The organism is Flavobacterium hungaricum (assembly GCF_015182285.1).
Classification (GTDB): Bacteria; Bacteroidota; Bacteroidia; order Flavobacteriales; family Flavobacteriaceae; genus Flavobacterium; species Flavobacterium hungaricum.
The window spans coordinates 55,882-76,458 of record NZ_PRDM01000008.1; the positions used below are offsets into that span (position 1 = coordinate 55,882).

Consider the following 20,577-nt stretch of genomic DNA (forward strand, 5'->3'; position numbering starts at 1 on the left):
TGTGGCTGTGTTGTTTGTGGATTTATATTTCGAATATTAATTAACTGAAATTAAAATAACTTCAATTGATTATTTGGAGTGATGATTTTGCTTTTTGGAGGTTTGGAGTCTCCAAAAACGGTTTTTCCGCCGTATTTGTAGGATTCTGCTCTTTCTTTTTGAATTAATTCGTCTAAGTTATCGTTGGGTGTAAAACCTTTTTCGGCTCCTCTGGAGATTTCGGATAATTTTTTGATTGCTTCAATTTTATCGGAATTTCCAATTTTTGCGCGTTGTATGGCTTTTTGCAGAGTAGTAATAGTTTCGTCGTAAATAGTGATCGGGACAGGAAACGGATGACCGTCTTTTCCGCCGTGGGCAAAAGAAAAACGTGCAGGATCTTCAAAACGGGTAGGGGTGCCATAAATGACTTCGCTTACCAGAGCTAAGGATTGTAAGGCTCTCGGGCCCATTCCTTTTAAAAGTAAAAGCTCCTCAAAATCTTCGGGTTTATTTTCGTGAGTGGTCCATAGCATGGCGCCGAGACGTTTCATATTGACATCTTCGATTCTAACATCATGATGCGCAGGCATAGATAAATGCTGCATTTCTTTCATGATTTTTGTCGGCGATTCTTTGGTAAGTTCAAGGATTCCGTTTCTGGATTTTGCTGCAGATCCTGCGGTGAGATTTAGTATAGAACCTTGATTTTCGCCATATATAAAGGTATGCGGTTCGTTGATAAAAGACTGAAGGTCTTTAGAATGCCAGTGGTATCTTCTTGCCGTTCTAGAATCGGGATTCATTCCCTGCTGAATCACGGCCCATTGCCCCTTATTGTCTACAATAAAATTATGCTGATAGAGTTGAAATCCGTCCTGAATGGCGGTGTTGTCCACTTTTGCTGTAAGTCTGCTGCAGTTGGCAAGATCGTTTCCGTCGAGTCCGGTTTTGTTGCCAACGAATAAAAGTTCCTGCGGGGTTTTCATAGAATGTTTTCCTTTGCCGCCGCAGATGTAAATTCCGAGTTCCTGAGAATGCGGATTTACTGATTTTTTTAAAGCACCCAAAACAGAAGTGGTAATTCCGGAAGAATGCCAGTCCATGCCCATAACCGCGCCAAAACTCTGAAACCAAAATGGATTGCTTAGTTTTGAAATTACCTCAGAAGTAGAAAACTCTAAGGCAATAGTCTCGACAATCGCGAAACCTAGTTTTGACATACGATCGGCAAGCCACAAAGGAACGTGTCCGTAATGTAAAGGAAGATCTGCTGTGCCGGAACGTTTCATGTAATTGGGTTTTCTACAAAATTACGGAAAAAATATATAGGGTGTTTTAATCGCAAGGCACGCAAAGTTTTTTGGACATACTTTGCCTTAAAACGCTAAGTTCGCAAAGCTTTATCTATAGCTTTGCGAACTTTTTATTGTCACATTATAGAATGAATTAGGAGCGTAGACGCACTGCTGTGCGTCTCTACAATTTTCTTTGCGGTTAAAAAAAATATATTAATGTGAGACGGCTTTGAGGCCAATAATAGAACCTACTAAAGTTGTTAAGAAAAATAGTCTCCAGAATGCTGCTAGAATGAATTAGGAGCGTAGACGCACTGCTGTGCGTCTCTACAATTATCTTTGCGGTTAAAAAAAATATATTAATGTGAGACGGCTTTGAGGCCAATAATAGAACCTACTAAAGTTGTTAAGAAAAATAATCTCCAGAATGCCGCTGGTTCTTTAAAAATAAAAATACCAACCAAAACAGTTCCGACAGCACCAATTCCTGTCCAAACGGCGTACGCAGTTCCAAGAGGAAGCGTTTCGGTTGCTTTCATTAACAACAACATACTAATCGTTAACGAAATAAAAAATCCAATATACCAATAGTACATTTCGGTTCCTGTGGTTTCTTTTGCTTTTCCCAGACAAGAGGCGAAGGCAACTTCAAAGAGACCTCCGATGATTAAAATAATCCAGTTCATAGAGTTAAAAATTTATGATGCAAAGATCTTTTATGAAATTCAATTACAATTTAACAAATGATAAAAAATCAGTTTATTTTATCTCTGCCCGAATTCGGCTTAAACTGACTTGCGTAATGCCAAGGTAAGAGGCTATATGGCCTAATTGTACTCTTTGCAGTAGTTCGGGATGATCTTTCATTAAATCTAAATAACGTTCAGATGCATTTTTAAACTGTTTCGAAATCAGTCGTTCTTCTGTTTTGATCAATTCTTTTTCGGCAAATTTTCTTCCCCAATTGGCGATGTTCACATCTTCATTAAATAGTTTTTTAAGGTGTACCGTTTTTAATTCGTACAATTCGCAGTCTTCCAAAAGTTCTATTGTTTCGTAGCCCGGCTGTTCTTCAACATAACTTTTCATAGAGATAATTGTTTCGCCCTCTTTCCCAAACCAAAAGGTAACTTCATTATCGCGTTCTACATAAGCGCGGACCAATCCTTTTTTTATAAAATAAATATTCGATTCTACTTTGTTGGCTTTTAATAATATATGTCCTTTCGGAAATGTTATTTCTGTAATGGTATGCAATAAAGCCAGCTGTGACTGCTCAGGAAGCTGGTGTATAGCGTTAAGAATATTGGAAATATTCATAGGTTTTATTTTCTAATTTGGAATAAAGATACTTAGAATTCAAAAAAAATCCCATTCCGAAATAGAAATGGGATATAAAACAGCTCTGCAATGCGTTAACAAAAGCAAAAAACGGTTTTTGACCAATATATAAACTAATTTATGCCGCCGCCCAAAGCTTTGTACAACAAGACTTGAGAGTTTGCATTGCGAAGCTGAATATCTACAAAATCCAGTTCGGCCTGCAATTTATTTTTTTGTGCATTAATGATCTCCAGATAATTGGCATAACCGCTCAAATACAAATCGTTTGAAACATTTACCGCGATTTCGAGATGGTCGATTTCTTTGAGTTTGTATTTTAAAACATTTTCAAAAGCTTCATTTCGATGCAGTAATGCGCTTAATTCGTTAAAAGCTGTGGTTACCGTATTTTGGTACTGAAGAAAAGAGATTTCCTGTTTTCTGTTAGAAACAAAAAATTCTTGTTTGATTTGTCCTTTGTTGAAGACAGGAGCCGTTAAACCGCCCAGCAGCTGCCATGCGAGAGAACCTGCATCAAAAATAGTATTGAACGAAAAAGAATTAAAACCCGTATAACCTCCAAGATTTAAAGTTGGAAAAAAGGCTGCGCGTGCCGATTTTGCATCGGCGTTGCTTGCCAGTAATTCAAAATAAGCTTCTGATACGTCAGGTCTTTTATGAATGATCGAATCAACGCTTACTTTTTGGTTTAAAACGTCCAGATGTCCGGCTAGAAAATCAGAGCTTCTTTCGATTTTTCCGCCGTATTCGCCAAGGAGAGTCAATAACGCTTTTTCGGTTTGGTCGATGCTTAGTTTTAATTCTGATGCCTGGGCGTGAATATTATTATTTTGGGCATTAAATTGCTGCACCGCCAGTTCTGTAGCTTTACCCACAGATCTTTGTGCCGATACGATATCTAAGGCTTTTTGTTGTGTTTTTAAATTATCGTCGTAAATCGCAGCTTGTTTGTCAAGCGCAATGAGTTTGAAATACAAATCGGCAACATCGCTTAAAAGTCTTGTCTGCAATAATCGCATTCCTTGCTGTGAAGCAAAAAAACGCTGCTGTGCGGCTTTTTTACGATTGCTCAATTTTCCCCAGATATCTGCTTCCCAAGAAACTTTTGCACCTAAAAATAAGTTGGGTGTAAGATCTTCGTTGATTCTTTGTTTTTCGGTAATATTCTGCGAAAAGTTGGTATCGTAATTTCCAACTCCGTCCATAGTGTATTTTCCGTAACGTGTTCCAGAAACATCTGCGGCAAGATCCAGAGAGGGCAGAAGCGCTAGTTTTGCGGCTTTAAGATGCGAATTGGCAATTAGAATTCTTTCCTGCATGATTAAATAATCAGGATTTTGTGCTGCGGCTTTCTTTAGTAATTGATCTAGTTTGGAATCTTTAAAGTAAGTTTCTGTTTTTAGCGGTATAAATGCTGTCAAACTATCTGGAGATCTTTTGGTTTTTGAATCAAAATTCTCCGGCATTTTTGAAGCGCTTAATTTGTCACTTACTTTGGGTGCGGCACAAGCGGCGATGAGTAATGCGGATGCAATTACTAAAAGGCTTGATTTGTATCGATTGAATATATTTTTCATTTATTAGATTTATTTTATTGAATCCTGTTGCGTATGATTTTTAACACATAGAAAAAAAGTTTTCAGGTCTTTAAAAAGAATATGGAAGAAAGGGTTCCTGATATGCTTTGATTCTATGTGTTTAAAAAGGCATGTATTTCAAAAATTATTCAACAGGTTTGTTCATTGCTTTTTCAAGTTTGGCGAATAGTATGTACAATCCCGGAATAATCACAAGACCAAACACAGTTCCGATCAGCATTCCTCCAGCGGCAGCTGTACCAATAGAACGGTTTCCTACGGCACCGGCGCCAGAAGCGATACAAAGCGGAATCAATCCTGAAATAAAAGCAAAAGAGGTCATCAAAATGGGTCTGAAACGAAGTCTGGCACCTTCAATCGCTGCTTCGGTGATGTCTCGGCCGAGTTTGTTTTGTGCCATTGCAAATTCTACAATCAGAATCGCATTTTTGGCGAGCAGACCAATGAGCATGACGAGTGCCACTTGAGCGTAAATGTTATTGTCTAATCCTACGGCTAAGAGTGCGAGATAAGAACCAAAAACTCCAACAGGAAGACTCAATAATACGGGGAAGGGCAGTAACAGACTTTCGTATTGGGCGGCTAATAATAAATATACAAATAGTATACAAAGCGCAAAAATGTAAATCGTTTGGTTACCCGAAAGAATCTCTTCTCGTGTCATTCCAGACCATTCGAGTTCAAAACGGCTCGGAAGTTTTTCTGCTGCAATTTTTTCTACTGCCGCAATGGCTTCTCCAGAGCTGTAGCCTTCTGCAGCTTCTCCGTTGATCATGGCTGACATGTACATATTGTAACGCGTCAGAACTTCTGGTCCGTAAACTCTTTCTAATTTTATAAAGGTCGAAAACGGAACCATTTCGCCGGCATCATTTTTTAAATACATATCGAGAATGCTTTCTGGATTTTTTCGAAACTGCGGACTCGCCTGAACCATTACTTTATACATCTGCGAAAAACGGATAAAATTGGTGGCGTAAAAAGATCCTAACATGGTTTGCAGAGTCGCCATTGCGTTGTCTACAGAAATTCCTTTTTTGGCCGCCAGATCATAATCAATATGGATTAAATATTGAGGGAAAGTGGCATCAAAACTGGTAAAGGAGTTTTGTATTTCTGGCGAAGCATTCAATTCTTTAATGAAGTTTTTGGTTACTTCATCGGTATTGTTGATGGTACCTCCAGATTTATCGAGCAAACGAAGTTCAAAACCACTGGTGTTTCCAAAACCAGGAACAGTCGGAGGGGCAAAAATTTCAATTTGCGCATCTGAGATACCTTTTGTTTTTTCGCTTAAAGCGGCAATAAAATCATTTACAGAAATATCACGTTCGCTCCAGTCTTTTAAGTTAATCATACCCATTCCGTAAGAAGCTCCGGCGATTTCGGTTACAATACTGTATCCGGCGAGTGTCGTAACATTATCGACTCCTTTAATTCCTTTTGCAATACGGGTTACTTCATCCAGCGCTTTTTCGGTACGTTCTACCGTGGCGCCTTGAGGTGTTGTTACGCTCACATAAACCATTCCTTGATCTTCTGACGGAATAAATCCTGATGGCAGCAATTTGCTGGTTCCCCAAGTGAGAAGACAGAACAATACTAACAAACCGATTGTGATAGAAGTTCGGTCGGCAAACTTCATTAATATTTTTATGTATTTTGAAGTTACATTGTCAAACCAATTATTGAATTTGGTGAAGAAACGATCCAGCAAAGATTTTTTTTCTTTATGAGGATCATGTGCTTTTAGCATAATGGCACAAAGAGCAGGAGTAAGGGTAAGGGCGTTAATTCCGGAAATGACAATACTAATGGCCATTGTTAACGAAAACTGCCTGTAGAAAACTCCGACGGGACCGCTCAAAAAGGCAACGGGAATGAATACGGCTGCCATTACGATTGTAATTGCAATTACGGCTCCTGTAATTTCTTTCATCGCGCTGATTGTAGCGTCCAAAGGTTTCATGTGTTCTTCGGAGATTTTGACGTGAACGGCTTCTACGACGACAATCGCATTATCAACTACAATTCCGATGGAAAGAACCAATGCAAAAAGCGTTAATAAGTTGATCGAGAATCCCATCATAGACATAAAGGTAAACGAACCAATAAGCGCGACAGGAACTGCCAATACGGGAATCAATGTGGATCGCCAGTCTTGCAGGAAGATAAAAACCACAAAGGCAACCAGAATAAAAGCTTCTATTAAGGTTCTTAAAACCTCATCGATAGAAGCATCAAGAAAACGCGAAACGTCGTAAGCAATATTAAAATCCATTCCGGGAGGAAAAGAAGAACCTTTTAGTTCAGTCATTTTTGCTTTTACGCTTTCAATAACTTCAGAGGCGTTAGAACCTGGACGCTGTTTCAACATGATCGAAGCCGAAGGTTTTCCGTCGGTTTTAGAAACCATTCCGTAACTCATAGCACCGAATTCGATGTTCGAAATGTCTTTTAATCTTAAAATAGTTCCATCTGCATTGGCTCTTAAAGCGATTTCTTCGTATTGTTTGGGTTCAAAGAATTTTCCGCCGTACTTAATTACATATTGCAGCTGGTTATTCATTTGTCCCGAACCTTCACCGACTTTACCCGGCGCGGCAGAAATATTTTGTTTTTGAAGTGAATGGATCACTTCGTTTGCCGAAATATTATACGAAAGCATCTTTTGCGGATCGAGCCAGACACGCATCGAATATTCTTTTTGTCCCATGATTTCGGCACGACCGACACCATCAATACGTTTTAACTCCTGCAGGATGTTGATATCGGTAAAGTTAAAAATAAACTGTTCGTCCTGCGTTTTGTCTGTACTGGTAATGTTTAAGTACATCAGCATACTGTTGACCTCTTTTTCTGTGGTAACTCCGGCACGGATTACCTCTTCGGGAAGTTCGTCGAGTATGGTGGTTACACGGTTCTGCACGTTTACGGCGGCTAAATCGGGATCGGTTCCTACTTCAAAGAAAACCTGAATTAAGGTTAAACCATCGTTAGAAGTTACGGTAGACATGTACGTCATGCCGGGAACACCATTTATGGCCCTTTCTAGCGGAAGCGCGACGGCATTGGCAGAAACCTCAGCGTTTGCTCCTGTATATTTTGCTGTAACGGTTACAGAGGGCGGTACAATATCTGGAAATTGGGTAATGGGAAGCTGGAACAAAGCCAGTAATCCCAAAAGTACTATCATAACCGAAATGATTAATGACAATATTTTTCTTTTGATAAATAACTCTATCATTTTATATTTTTTAGGTAAATAATCGGACTGTGTTTGTTGGGTCTAAAACCTACATTTGTTTAATGTTGATTTTGTCGCCGTCTCTTAAAGACTGTGTGCCTTCTTCTACAATAAGATCGTCGCTTTTTAGGCCGTCATTTAAAATATAAACATCATCAAGAGTGCTTCCAATAGTAATATTGGTCATTTTTACTTTTCCGTCTTTTTTGTTTACCAGAAATACATATTGTTTGTCCTGTATCGAAAAAACTGCTTTTTGCGGAATTAATATCGCATTGGTTTTGGGTTCTGAGATAATTAATTTACCCGAAGTTCCGTGTTTGATAAATCCCTGCGGATTGTGAAATTTTGCTTTGTATTGAATGGATCCTGTTTCTCTGTCAATTTCTCCGTCGGCAGTTCTTAATTCGCCTCTTTGGTCGTATACCATTCCGTTTGGCAATACGAGTTTGATATCGCCTTGATTGTTGAGGCTTTTATCTTCCATCATTTGGAAATAAGTATTTTCGGGAATAGAGAAATAGGCGTAAATGTCATCCAGCTGTGAAACGGTTGTTAATAAGGAACCATTTTCGACCAGACTTCCTTCTTTAAACGGAATTCTGTCAACCGTTCCGTCAAATGGAGCGCGGATGGTAGTGAAGTTAATCTGCTGGTTTATTGCTTTCTTTTCTGCAGCTGCGTGAGCTACTTTCGCAGCTGCGGCATCATATTTTGCTTTGGATAATTCTAATTCTTTGTCTGCAATTACTTTTTTATTAAAAAGGGTCTGTGCTTGTTCTAACTCTACTGTAGCGATTCTTAAATCGGCCATAGTGGTTTTAAAAACGGCTTCGGCTTTTAAAAGTTGTATCTGCAGTTCTACGTCGCTTATTTTAAAGAGAATTTGTCCCTTTTTTACTTTTTGTCCTTCGCTTACATATACTTTGTCGAGCAGGCCGGGAATACGAACATGAATTTCGACATTGTTTTTGGCGTGTACATCGGCTACAAATTTGCTCGAAACGATGGTATCTTTTAAGGTGACTTTGTAAACCGGAACTGTTTTGATGTCTTTGGCGTTGTTTTTTGCTTTATCTCCACACGAGACTAAAACTAACAGGGATAGACTGAATAATAAAAATTGATGTTTATAGGTGTTCATTTGTATTTAGATTATGATGTAAATAGGTATTCTCCCTTATCATTTTTGAGGGAGTCTTTAGCATATTAAATTTGGAATAGAAAAAGTAAACGGTCTGCTTTTTTTGGATGAAGGTGCCGTTTCTTAAAGGAAGTTTTTATATAAAAAGTATATTTTTTGTACCGAATATAGGGACATAGAAAATGTACTCAGATAAATCTGAAAAGATATAAAAACGAACTATTCCTGAAATCTAGAATAATTGATACAAGTGAAGATGTGTATGTCTTTCTAGCTGAAAGATAGACGCAATGCCATAAATTAAACTCTTTTTGTAAAGTTTAAAATTGATGAGATTGCTGTAATAAGGCGCTTTGATGGTACTTTGTTCTAAAGTCGTAGCTCTGCCTTTTATTTTCTTTTTGACAATGCAGTGAAGGTCTACACTTTTGGAAGAAGCATAATCTGAAGAAAAATGATAAGTGTCATCTGCCGTAACGCTGTCAAGAATGATACATTTATTATGCTCAGAGGGTAGTTTGTACGTCTCGGCACTTCTAAAAAAAGAAAGCAGCGATAATAAAACTATGTATATGAACTTAATAGGTTTCATTTACAGGGAATGTGGATTTTGTATTTGTTGTTTTAAATGGACTTGTAATTGTTCTCAGCGAGCCAAATATACTAATTAGAAAAGCAAGGATTCTTAAAATTTTGCAAAAATGGCCAAGATTTAATATTGAAATTGGTGTTTGTAAATTTTAGATTGTTTGTAATTGAGTTCAATGTTTTAATAAAAAAGGCAGGAAGAAACCAAAAGCGAACTTCTTTTTTCCTGTTTTTAATTCCAGTGATAAAACAAGAGTAACTCTTCTGCATCATTATTTGTTTTTGCTTCACGATCTAAATTCCAATCTTCCTCCAAAAAAGGATTTCGTGACAAGAAAAACCCGTCTTGTGACATATTTTTCAGTTTATATGCATAAGACACTTATTTTTAACATAAAATTCAGACAAAAACAGGTAGAAACACCTGCTAGTGAGATTTTTATGTTTTGTAAATTCGCTTTACTCGAAATAGTGTGACACACGTTACAAGGCGCTGAGAGACAATTTTGCTTACATCAACTAGAAATATAAACTATCTAAATTAATAAATTATGGAAGGAACAGTAGGAGAAATCCGCCTCTTTGCGGGAGGGTTCGCGCCTAAAAATTGGGCGTATTGTAACGGGGCATTAATTCAAATAAGAAGTAATACTGCACTATTCTCTATTTTGGGAACAACTTACGGCGGCAATGGTTCTACTACTTTTGGCTTGCCAAATCTTGCAGGACGTGCAGCAGTGGGCGCAGGTCAGGGACCTGGACTTTCTAATTATGATTTGGGTCAATCAGCCGGAGCAGTGAGCGTCACACTAAACACCACGCAGATTCCTCCTCATACTCATGTTTCTTCTGCTGTTATTTCTCTCCCAGCTTATTCTGATGAAGGAAATGCAGCTACTCCAGCTGGGAATGTCTTAGCTTCTAGAGCAGGAATGTTCAGCACTCTTGCAGTAGATACAGTTATGAAAGGTGCGCCTTACACTGTAGCAGTCTCCGTTACTGGAAACAACGTTCCACTGCCTCTCTCTCAGCCATCACTAGGCATGAACTATATTATCTGCATGTTCGGGATCTTTCCTTCTCGATCATAACGTTTTTATCAATTTAATTTAACTTATTAAAACATTATTATGGAAGGAACTATCGGAGAAATTCGCGTATTCGCAGGTAATTTTGCACCCGCAGGCTGGTCTTTTTGCAATGGCAGCGCACTTGCCATATCACAATTTGAGGCTCTATATGCATTAATTGGAACAACATACGGAGGAGATGGGGTGAATACATTTTTACTTCCTAATCTTCAAAGCCGTATTGCAATAGGAGCAGGGCAGGCACTTGGTCTGCCTAATGTGGTACTTGGTCAAATAGGTGGTGCTGAATCAGTAAACATGTCAGTAAATCAAATGCCTATTCATAACCATATTGGTACCGCCAGCATTTCTATTGCTGCTTATTCGGGAACAGATACACAAGGATCTCCAACAGGTGCCATTTTTGCTGGCGCGTCATCGACTTACTCAAGTTTAGCCGCAGATACTGAACTAAAACCTGCGACGGTACCCGTAACTCTGGGTACAACCGGAAATGGAGCACCTATTGATATTATACAACCTTACCTAGCAGTAAACTACATCATTTGCACATTAGGTATTTTCCCTAGTAGAAACTAATCTCACACAATCATCATGGAAGGATATATAGCAGAAATTCGCTTATTTGCACCAAACTTTGCACCTAAATATTGGGCATTTTGTTATGGACAAATATTACCGATCAATACTAATCAAGCTCTTTTTAGTCTTTTAGGCACAACTTATGGCGGCAACGGAGTTACAACATTTGCATTACCAGATCTTAGAGGACGTACTCCTATGGGGACTGGAACCCCTGTTGATTTACCTGCGTGCGTACTCGGACAAATACAGGGTAACAATTCTGTAACTGTATTGAGCAGCAACCTACCTGCTCATACTCATAGCGGTGTAAATGAATATACCATGGGAGCCTACTCTGATGAAGGGAATAAAGGATCACCAACAGGAAATAATATTGCTGCATTACCAGCATTGTTTTCTAAAAAAGCAGCTGATACCACTTTAAGACCATTTGCACCAGCAATAACCATAAATACCGCAGGAGGCAGTCAGGCGCTCCCTGTGCAGCAGCCTTACTTAGGACTGAACTATATAATATGCCTGTACGGAATCTTTCCGTCAAGAAACTAATTTCTATTTGCCATACAGGGTGTCTCAGCAAAATCATTACGTCGGGCCACCCTTATAATACCAAACTCTATGAATATAGCTTTACTATTACCACGCTCTGTTCTTTATCCTTCTATATCTTTTGATATATTGGACGGATTAAAAGCCTGTTTTAAAAATATGGGTTTAGAGGGAGCGCACCAAATTACAACAACCAGTATTGGTGTTGCCGGAAAAAATGAAGAAATATATACAAGTTGTGAACAGCTGTTATTAAACGGTACTGATATCATAGTAGGATACATGAATCCTCTTTCTGCGGAACATATTCATCCTCTTTTTGAAAGTTCTGGAAAAACACTTATAGTCCTTGACAGTGGTTATCACTTTCCTTCTTTCGACGGAAAGCTGTCTCATGCTTACTTTATTTCATTACAAGGAAATCTCTGCTCCCGCGCCATTGTACGAAAAGCTTTAGAAGAGGAACAAAAAAACTTTGCTTTTACTTGTTCTTTTTATGATGCAGGATATCGTGCTCCTTATTCGTACGCATTCGCAGCTGAGGAAAAAGGTGCTGTCATTGGTTATAATCATATTACACCCTTAAAAAAAGCTGATTTTAGCCTTGAAGCTTTAGCGGGTTATCTTGAAAATAATAAAGATACAGCAATACTTACTTCCTTTTGCGGCGATATGATTGAGGACTTTTTTAGAGAAGCTCAAAAACTTACGAGTATTTCTTCGTGCAAAACTTACGGCAGCGGTTTTACCGCAGAGGAGTGGTGGATGAGCAAAATACCTTATCCAGGATACGATTGGAGCTGTTCTGTTCCTTGGTCTTCAAAAATAGAATCTGAAGAAAATCAAGAGTTTATAACTATAATGGAAGCACTAAGAGCACACAAAGCAAATGTATTTTCATTATTGGGCTGGGAAGCGGCTCTGTTTATTTCGATCATGAATAAAAACGCAATTGATGGACTGACCATTAATTCTCCGAGAGGAACCGTTTTTATGAACCCCAATACAGGTTTCTCAGAAGCTCCCGTTTATTATGCAACTGTTACAAAAAATGAAACAACAGGTAATTGCCATTTGGATCATGTAACAGAGGCTGCGAATCTGGACAGCGAAAGAGAAAGTTTAAAACAAAGTATAGAAGCTGTCAGAGATACGGTTTCTAACTCATGGCTTAATGCTTATGCCTGCTTAGATTCATGACAGCGAAATCTGATATTGTTGTTTTATGCAACCACCGTATGGCTTTTACCGCTATACAGGTACTATATACCATTGGGAGATTACACTGTATTGCAATACCGGAATACAATGAAGAAATAAAAGACTTTTATACTGCTTTTGCTTCACAGGCAGGAATAAAGCTGGTTTTTCTTGAAAAAGAAAAACGAGAAGTACAATTAAAGGAATTACTAAAGAGTACTGAAATAAAATACATTTTTACAATGACATTTCCATGGAAAATATCCGAGCAGATCATAAACCAGCATCCTGGGGTATTTTATAATTTCCACTATGGTCTTTTACCAGAAATGAGAGGATCAGATCCGGTATTTGAATCTCTTCGTCAACAAAAAAAAGAAACCGGAATTACAGTTCATCTTATCGAAAAAGAAATTGATAAAGGCGCCGTTATTTTACAAAAGAAACTGCCCCTGAATATACCTGTAACTCACGGCATGTTATGTACAAATTTATCTTATGTAGGTGCTGACTGTATTCCCGAATTGTTAGTTCTTCTTGAAGACAATACCAGAGGTGCTGCACAAGAAGAAACAGCTTCTCACTATTACAAAAGACCCAATGCTTCGGATGTCTGTATCAATTGGCAAAATCAGGATGCCAGTACAATAGAAGCATTAATAAGAGCCTGTAATCCTTGGAATAAGGGAGCTTATACGCAATGGAACGGATGGAATATACGTATTCTTGAAGCTTCTCAAACGAGTTTTAAACTTCAACATTCTCAAAAACCTGGAACTATTTTAAATAGCGACGACGAAAAAGGGCTTATTATAGAGTGCTGCAACAATACACAACTTCGTGTCAATATTGTTTATACAGACGAAGGATTCATGAGTGGGCATAAACTGCTCATTTTTGGTATCAAAAATGGCGAACAACTTACCTCTTTATAATTTAATCACTTTACTATGAAAAATTTTTACTCACAAATTAAAAACTTTCTAAATATCGCCCTTTTTTTGGGGATATTTCTGCAAAGTTACCGGGCTAATGCTCAAACTACCCTCGCGGTAGGAGATATTATCTTTACGGGATACGATTCAACTCCTCCTACAGTAGGCGGAAATGATAAGTTTTCATTTGTATTACTTACTAATATTTCGGCCGGTACAACAATCAGTTTTACTGACAGAGGATATACCGGCGCCGCGTGGCGGCCGAGCACCGCCTCAGAAGGATCTGTTACCTGGACATCAGGAACTGCAATTCCTATGGGAACAGAAATACTTATAGTTGGTCTTACGGCTTCAACTTATAATCCTGCTACCACTACCTTAACTCCAAATGGTACAGTGATATTAACAGATGGAGGAACTGCTGGACAAGGTTTAATCTTGTCTAATGTTGGTGATCAGATCATTGCTTTTCAAGGAGGCACTGGGGTAATTTCAGGTGCCGGTGTAACAGTCATATCAGGTATTACCTATTACGAATGTGGTACAAATACTACTAGTGCAACTTGGGACAGTACTTCGGACTGTACTATCGGGCCAAACTCTTCTGTTATGCCTCCGGGATTAACAGGGGGTACAAGTGCTTTTTACACAGGAACAATAAGTGGTACTCTAGCTCAATCTTCAAAATATAACGGTAACGGAGCACCTTTCACAACAGCAGCTCAAATTAGAGCAGCTGTAATGAATCAGGCGAATTGGACTCTTTCTACAACAACATTATCGATGCCGTCAAGTGCGCCGTTTTTAGGAGTTCCGCCAGCAATTACAGGTAATCCTCCAAACAGAACGATTTGTAATAATGGCAATACGACCTTTAACGTTACGGCTACTAATGCTACTGGCTACCAATGGCAGGTAAACACGGGCAGCGGTTTTAACAATATAACAAATGGTGCACCTTATTCTGGTGCACCTTCAGCAACTTTAACCATCACTGGTGCAACTTCAGCAATGAATGGTTATACGTATCGCGCTGTGGCAACAGGAACAGGTTCTGCAACTTCAAATCCTGCAACCTTAACTGTTTCTAATACAACTGTCTCTACTACTTCGCAAAGTAATGTAAGCTGTTATGGTGGGGCAAACGGAGTTGCAACTATAGCTGCTACTGGTGGTATCGCGCCTTATACTTATTCATGGTCTCCATCTGGAGGGACTGCAGCGATGGCTTCTGGATTATCTGCAGGAACTTATACGGTTACTGTGACTGATAATATTGGTTGTTCAGCAACACATAATGTAATCATTACCCAGCCTGCAATAGCTCTTAACGGAACACCTTCTACAACGGCAGTTTCTTGTTTTGGTGGAGCTAACGGAACTGCTACAATTGCACCTTCAGGAGGTACTCCAGGGTATACGTACTTATGGTCAAACGGTGCTACAACTGCTACAGCTACGGGACTAACAGCAGGAACATACAGTGTTACTATTACAGATGCAAATGGCTGTCCAAGAGCAATTACTGGCATTGTCGTAGGACAACCTGCCGCTGCTGTTGATGGAACAGTTTCTACAACTGCCGCTTCTTGTAATGGAGGATCAAACGGAACTGCTACAGTTGTTGCTACTGGAGGAACAGGTGCTTATACCTATGTATGGTCACCAACTGGCGGTACAGGAGCAACTGCTTCAGGATTAGCTGCGGGAACTTATAGTGTAACCGTAAGAGATGCCAATCTTTGTCAAAAAGTAATCGCAGGAATCGTAATAACACAGCCTGCTGTCCTTAATGGAACAATAAATAGTACCAACGTTTCTTGTAATGGAGGATCAGACGGAACTGCTGCAGTTACTGCTTCTGGAGGAACGGGCGCTTATACCTATTTATGGTCAAACGCTGCTACGACTGCTGCAGTTTCAGGATTAGTACCTGGGAACTATAGTGTAACTATAACTGATGCGAACAATTGCAACAGAACTATAAACAATATTATTATAACACAGCCTTCAGTGGTTAACGGAACAATTTCTACAACTGCTGTTTCTTGTTTCGGAGGTTCTAATGGAACCGCTACAGTTGTTCCTTCGGGAGGAACTCCTGGTTATACCTACTTATGGTCTAACGGAGCTACTACTGCTACTGCTACAGGATTAGCTGCAGGAACTTATAGTGTAACCGTTACAGATTCCAAAACTTGTTCTAGAACTTTTACTGGTATTATAGTCGGCCAGCCAGCTTCTGTTATTGATGGAACAATTTCTACAACTGCTGTTTCTTGTAATGGAGGATCAAACGGAACTGCTACAGTTGTTGCTTCTGGAGGAACTCCGGGTTATACCTATTCCTGGTCACCGACTGGCGGTACTGCAGCAACTGCTACAGGATTAGCCGCAGGAACTTACACTGTAACTATTACCGATGCCAACGCTTGTCAAAAAACAATCAATAATATTACAATTGGCCAGCCGGCTGCTGCTGTTGATGGAACAATTTCTACAACTGCCGTTTCTTGTAATGGAGGATCAAACGGAACTGCGACTGTTACTCCTTCTGGAGGAACGGGAACTTATACCTATTCATGGGCACCGTCTGGCGGTACAGCAGCAACTGCTACAGGATTAGCTGCAGGAACTTACAGTGTCACTATTACCGATTCCAATCTTTGTCAAAAAATAATTACGGGTATTGTAGTAGGCCAGCCTGCTATTGCTCTTAACGGAACTATCAGCACGACAAGTGTTGCTTGTAATGGAGGATCTAACGGAAGTGCTGTAGTTATTCCTTCAGGAGGAACTCCTGGTTATACTTACTTATGGTCAAACGGCGCTACAACTTCTGCAATTTCAGGATTGACTGCGGGAGTTTACAGTGTAACGATTACAGATGCCAACTCTTGTTCAAGAGTAATTAACAACATTACCATAACACAACCTTCAGTTATTAACGCAACTATAGCTACAACAGGTGCTTCTTGTAAGGGAGGATCTAACGGAAGTGCTTCAGTTGTAGCTACAGGAGGTGTTCCTGGTTATACCTACTTATGGTCAAACGGAGCTACAACAGCTACAGCAAATGGTTTAAGTGCAGGAACTTATAGCGTAACGATTACAGATGCCTACGCTTGCCCAAGAACTTTTACTGGCATTGTAATTACCGAGCCGGCTGCTGGTGTAGATGGAACAATTTCTACAACTGCTGTTTCATGTTTTGGCGGCTCTAACGGAATTGCTACAGTTAGTCCTTCTGGAGGAACGGGTCCTTATACCTATTTATGGGCACCGACTGGCGGTACAGGAGCAACTGCTTCAGGACTAGCGGCAGGAACTTACAGTGTAACTGTTACTGATTTCAACAATTGTCAAAAAACAATTACTGGTATTGTAATTGGTCAGCCGGCTTCTAGTGTTGATGGAACAATTTCTACAACTGATGCTTCATGTTTTGGCGGCTCTAACGGAACTGCTACAGTTAGTCCTTCTGGTGGAAGTGGTACTTATACCTATTTATGGGCACCGTCCGGAGGTACAGCAGCAACTGCTGCAGGATTAGCAGCAGGAACTTACAGTGTAACCATAAGTGATGCCAATTTTTGTCAAAAAACAATTACGGGTATTGTAATTGGTCAGCCTGCTGTTGCTCTTAGCGGAACAATTGCTACAACTTCAGTTTCTTGTTTTGGAGGGGCTAACGGAACTGCAACAGTTACAGGTACAGGAGGTACTCCAGGTTATACCTACTTATGGTCAAACGGTGCGACAACAGCAACTATTACAGGATTACCAGCAGGAATATACAGTGTGACTATTACAGATGGTAATACTTGTTCAACTACTATAAACAATATAACAATTAACCAGCCAACTGGTATAAGTGCAAATCCATCACAGGTTAATGTGAGCTGTAATGGCGGCGCCAACGGTTCTGCGACAGTAGCGCCAACAGGCGGGGCAGGATCTTATACGTATCTTTGGTCAAACGGTGCGACTACAGCTTCAATAAACGGTCTGTCAGCGGGAGTTTATGATGTTACTATAACAGATGGCAGCTCTTGTCCAGTATTGCAAAGTTTTACTATTGATCAACCTGCAGTTTTAATAGCTTCAGAAGGTTCAAAAACAAATGTGAGCTGTAATGGAGGTGCTAATGGTACTGCAACAGCAGCAGTAACAGGAGGTGTAACTCCTTACTCTTATTCATGGTCGCCTGCAGGCGGATCTGGAGCAACAGCTTCAGGGTTAGCAGCGGGTACTTATACGGTAACGGTTACAGATGGTAATGGTTGTACAGCAACTGAAAGCTTTACAATCACTGAGCCAGCAGCATTTACCGTATCGAGAACACAAACCGATGTAACATGTTTTGGAAATGCAACAGGATCTGCAGCTGTAACGGTTAGCGGTGCTACAGCTCCTTACACGTATTTTTGGGCTCCAACAGGTGGAACTGCAGCTGCAGCTACAGGACTTGCAGCAGGAACTTATACGGTAACTATTACAGATAATAATTTATGTCAGACTACAGAAACTTTTACGATTAGTGAACCAGCTCCTCTAACAGCTTCATCAGGGACAATTACCAATGTAGGTTGTTTCGGAGATGCAACTGGTGCAGCAACTGTAAATGTAACTGGCGGATCAGGCGCTTATACATACTCATGGGCACCTTCTGGAGGTACTGCAGCGACAGCTTTAGGATTAGCCGCGGGTACTTATACAGTAACTGTTACAGATGGTAATTTATGTCAGATTACACAAAGTTTTACGATTACCCAACCTGCTGCACCTCTTTCTGCAGTAACAGCAACAACAGCTGTGAGTTGTTTTGGAGGAAGTAACGGTACAGCATCTGTTTCAGTTTCAGGAGGAACTTCAGGTTATACCTATGTATGGGCTCCATATGGAGGAACTGCAAGTACAGCTGCTGGACTAGCTGCTGGTAACTATAGCGTAACCATTACAGATGCTAATGGATGTGTGCTTGTTGAAAATGTAACAATTACAGAACCAACTCCATTTACAACTTCTATTTCTAAAACAGATGTTTCTTGTAATGGAGGCAGTAATGGTTTTGCAACGGTTACAGCAACTGGTGCAACAGCTCCATATACTTATTCTTGGTCTCCTTCAGGAGGAAATGCAGCAACAGCAAGCGGATTAGCGGCTGGTACCTACACGGTAACTATTACAGATAGTAATGGATGTACTGCAACTGAAAGCGTAACTATTGGCGAGCCAACAATAATTACTGCAGCCACAACGCATATTGACGTAACTTGTATTGGAAGAACTGACGGATCTGCAACTGTAACTCCAACAGGAGGAACTGGTACTTATACCTATTCATGGGCACCATCTGGCGGAACTGCGGCAACAGCTTCAGGATTAGCTGCGGGAACTTATGTGGTAACCATTACAGATGCTAACGGATGTCAGGCAACAGAATCGGTAACGATTTCAACTACTCCAGATAGTACGGCACCAGTTCCTGATGTAGCCAACCTGCCTGATATTACAAACTACTGTTCTGTTTTATCATCGCAGATTACAATTCCAACAGCAAGTGATTATTGTGCGGGAACTGTTACTGCAACTACTACAAGTCCTCTTAACTATACAGCTGAGGGAACTTATGTAATCACGTGGAGTTATGATGACGGAAATGGTAATATTTCAACACAAAATCAAAATGTTAAAGTATTGGCTTCACCATTAAATCAGGTAACTTTTACCGGAGCAGCTTATACTTATAACGGAAATGCACAAACAGTACAAGTTTCAAATCTTCCTGCGGGAGCAAGTGTAGTATATACTACTTCTCCAGCAACAGGAACATCAAATGGCGCTGTTAATGCGGGTGTTTATACAGTAACTGCGGTGATTTCGCCGGCAGCAACTGCTTCTAATTGTTCACCAGTCACGCTTACTGCACAGTTAACAATCAATAAAGCACCACAGCAGATCACTTTTCCTGCATTAGGAATAAAAACTCTTGGTGCGGTAAATACCTTTAATTTAACTGCTGTTGCAAGCTCAAACCTGCCTGTTACTTATACTTCTACATTTACAACTCCTTTACCAGCTGCAACTGTTACAGCAGCGGGAGCAGTTACAATGGTAAGACCAGGCGAAATAACGATTACAGCACAGCAAAGCGGAGACGCCAATTACCTGCCAGCAGTAAGCGTTTCGCAATTACTAGTGATTAAAAACAACGACGTAACAATAACTAAAGTTACGCTTGGTAATAAAGTATTTACAAATCCAGCGAAGAACCTTTACTATTTGATGGAATGCGGCGAAAACAATGTAAACGTGTCATTTGTTAATGAAACGAACGCAACGTTCAGCCCAGCTGCTAATTTGACTGTTAATTCTCCTAAACCAGGAATTTATACACAAAATGTAACCGTTACTTCTGAAGATGGAAGTACAACTGCTACGTATGTGATAACAGTCGAAAAACCATTTGGTTTCTATGATATTGTACATCAAAAATTCAATAACGTATTGTTAGTTAACAACAATCCTCAAACAAATGGAGGTTATGAATTTGTTGCTTACCAATGGCTTAAAAACGGTCAGGTTATCGGAACAAACCAATATTTTTCAGCAGGGGATGTTTTGTCTAATACATTAGATTTGAATGCTGATTACAGTGTAAAATTGACAACTAAGGATGGAAAAGTACTGCAGACATGCAGCACCAAACTTCAAGCACAAAATTCATTTCAGATTAAACTTTACCCTAATCCGGTTCAAACAGGAAAAACAATTACTGTAGATGCCGACTTACCGCAAAGCGATCTGGATAATATGCAAATTAGTCTTTACTCTGTTTCTGGTCAATTGATCACAACCGTGAAATCATCAACTGCTCAGACTCAAATACAATTACCTCAAACAGTAGAAAGTAATATGTATTTGGTAGTTCTTGAATCAGGCAGCATCAAGAAATCATTCAAAGTAATTGTAAAATAAACAAAACCATGCCGGTAACAGATCATAATGTTACC

The 20,577-nt window shown here is 39.7% G+C and carries 14 protein-coding genes; 6 read left to right on the plus strand and 8 right to left on the minus strand.

Annotated elements, in window-relative coordinates; all coding sequences use genetic code 11:
• Positions 1-50: 50 nt before the first annotated feature.
• From C4F50_RS25265 to C4F50_RS25800, 8 genes are all read right to left on the minus strand, one after another.
• Positions 51-1,271, minus strand: coding sequence for a DUF763 domain-containing protein (locus C4F50_RS25265; protein ID WP_194141414.1), 1,221 nt, complete (start codon positions 1,269-1,271; stop codon positions 51-53).
• Positions 1,272-1,636: 365 nt separating this feature from the next.
• Entirely contained in the window at positions 1,637-1,963 is a 327-nt protein-coding gene (locus tag C4F50_RS25270) for a DMT family transporter (RefSeq protein WP_194141415.1), read from the minus strand.
• Between the two features lie 73 nt (positions 1,964-2,036).
• The gene (locus C4F50_RS25275) at positions 2,037-2,597 is read right to left on the minus strand and encodes a Crp/Fnr family transcriptional regulator (protein WP_194141416.1); all 561 of its coding nucleotides are present in this window, start codon (positions 2,595-2,597) and stop codon (positions 2,037-2,039) included.
• 134 nt (positions 2,598-2,731) lie between these two features.
• On the minus strand, positions 2,732-4,198 hold the full coding sequence (locus tag C4F50_RS25280) for a TolC family protein (protein WP_194141417.1): 1,467 nt from the start codon (positions 4,196-4,198) through the stop codon (positions 2,732-2,734).
• A 145-nt stretch (positions 4,199-4,343) separates the two neighbouring features.
• Positions 4,344-7,466, minus strand: a complete 3,123-nt coding sequence (locus tag C4F50_RS25285) for an efflux RND transporter permease subunit (protein ID WP_194141418.1) — start codon at positions 7,464-7,466, stop codon at positions 4,344-4,346.
• 49 nt (positions 7,467-7,515) lie between these two features.
• Positions 7,516-8,610 (minus strand): efflux RND transporter periplasmic adaptor subunit, encoded by a 1,095-nt coding sequence (locus C4F50_RS25290; RefSeq protein WP_194141419.1) that lies wholly within the window; start codon positions 8,608-8,610, stop codon positions 7,516-7,518.
• 232 nt (positions 8,611-8,842) lie between these two features.
• Positions 8,843-9,202 (minus strand): hypothetical protein, encoded by a 360-nt coding sequence (locus C4F50_RS25295; RefSeq protein ID WP_194141420.1) that lies wholly within the window; start codon positions 9,200-9,202, stop codon positions 8,843-8,845.
• A gap of 228 nt (positions 9,203-9,430) precedes the next feature.
• On the minus strand, positions 9,431-9,553 hold the full coding sequence (locus C4F50_RS25800) for a hypothetical protein (RefSeq protein WP_255521145.1): 123 nt from the start codon (positions 9,551-9,553) through the stop codon (positions 9,431-9,433).
• Between the two features lie 196 nt (positions 9,554-9,749).
• On the opposite strand from C4F50_RS25800, the gene C4F50_RS25300 reads away from it, so the two are divergent.
• From C4F50_RS25300 to C4F50_RS25325, 6 genes are all read left to right on the plus strand, one after another.
• A complete protein-coding gene (locus C4F50_RS25300; RefSeq protein WP_194141421.1) occupies positions 9,750-10,289 on the plus strand; it encodes a phage tail protein in 540 nt (179 codons plus the stop codon).
• A 39-nt stretch (positions 10,290-10,328) separates the two neighbouring features.
• Positions 10,329-10,868, plus strand: coding sequence for a phage tail protein (locus tag C4F50_RS25305; protein WP_194141422.1), 540 nt, complete (start codon positions 10,329-10,331; stop codon positions 10,866-10,868).
• 15 nt (positions 10,869-10,883) lie between these two features.
• Positions 10,884-11,423: a phage tail protein gene (locus C4F50_RS25310; RefSeq protein ID WP_194141423.1), complete on the plus strand. Its 540-nt coding sequence runs from the start codon at positions 10,884-10,886 to the stop codon at positions 11,421-11,423.
• A 69-nt stretch (positions 11,424-11,492) separates the two neighbouring features.
• The gene (locus C4F50_RS25315) at positions 11,493-12,623 is read left to right on the plus strand and encodes an ABC transporter substrate-binding protein (RefSeq protein ID WP_194141424.1); all 1,131 of its coding nucleotides are present in this window, start codon (positions 11,493-11,495) and stop codon (positions 12,621-12,623) included.
• A complete protein-coding gene (locus tag C4F50_RS25320; RefSeq protein WP_194141425.1) occupies positions 12,620-13,558 on the plus strand; it encodes a formyltransferase family protein in 939 nt (312 codons plus the stop codon). Before C4F50_RS25315 ends, C4F50_RS25320 begins: the two co-directional genes overlap by 4 nt.
• Positions 13,559-13,573: 15 nt before the next feature.
• Entirely contained in the window at positions 13,574-20,542 is a 6,969-nt protein-coding gene (locus C4F50_RS25325) for a T9SS type A sorting domain-containing protein (protein ID WP_194141426.1), read from the plus strand.
• Positions 20,543-20,577 lie beyond the last annotated feature (35 nt).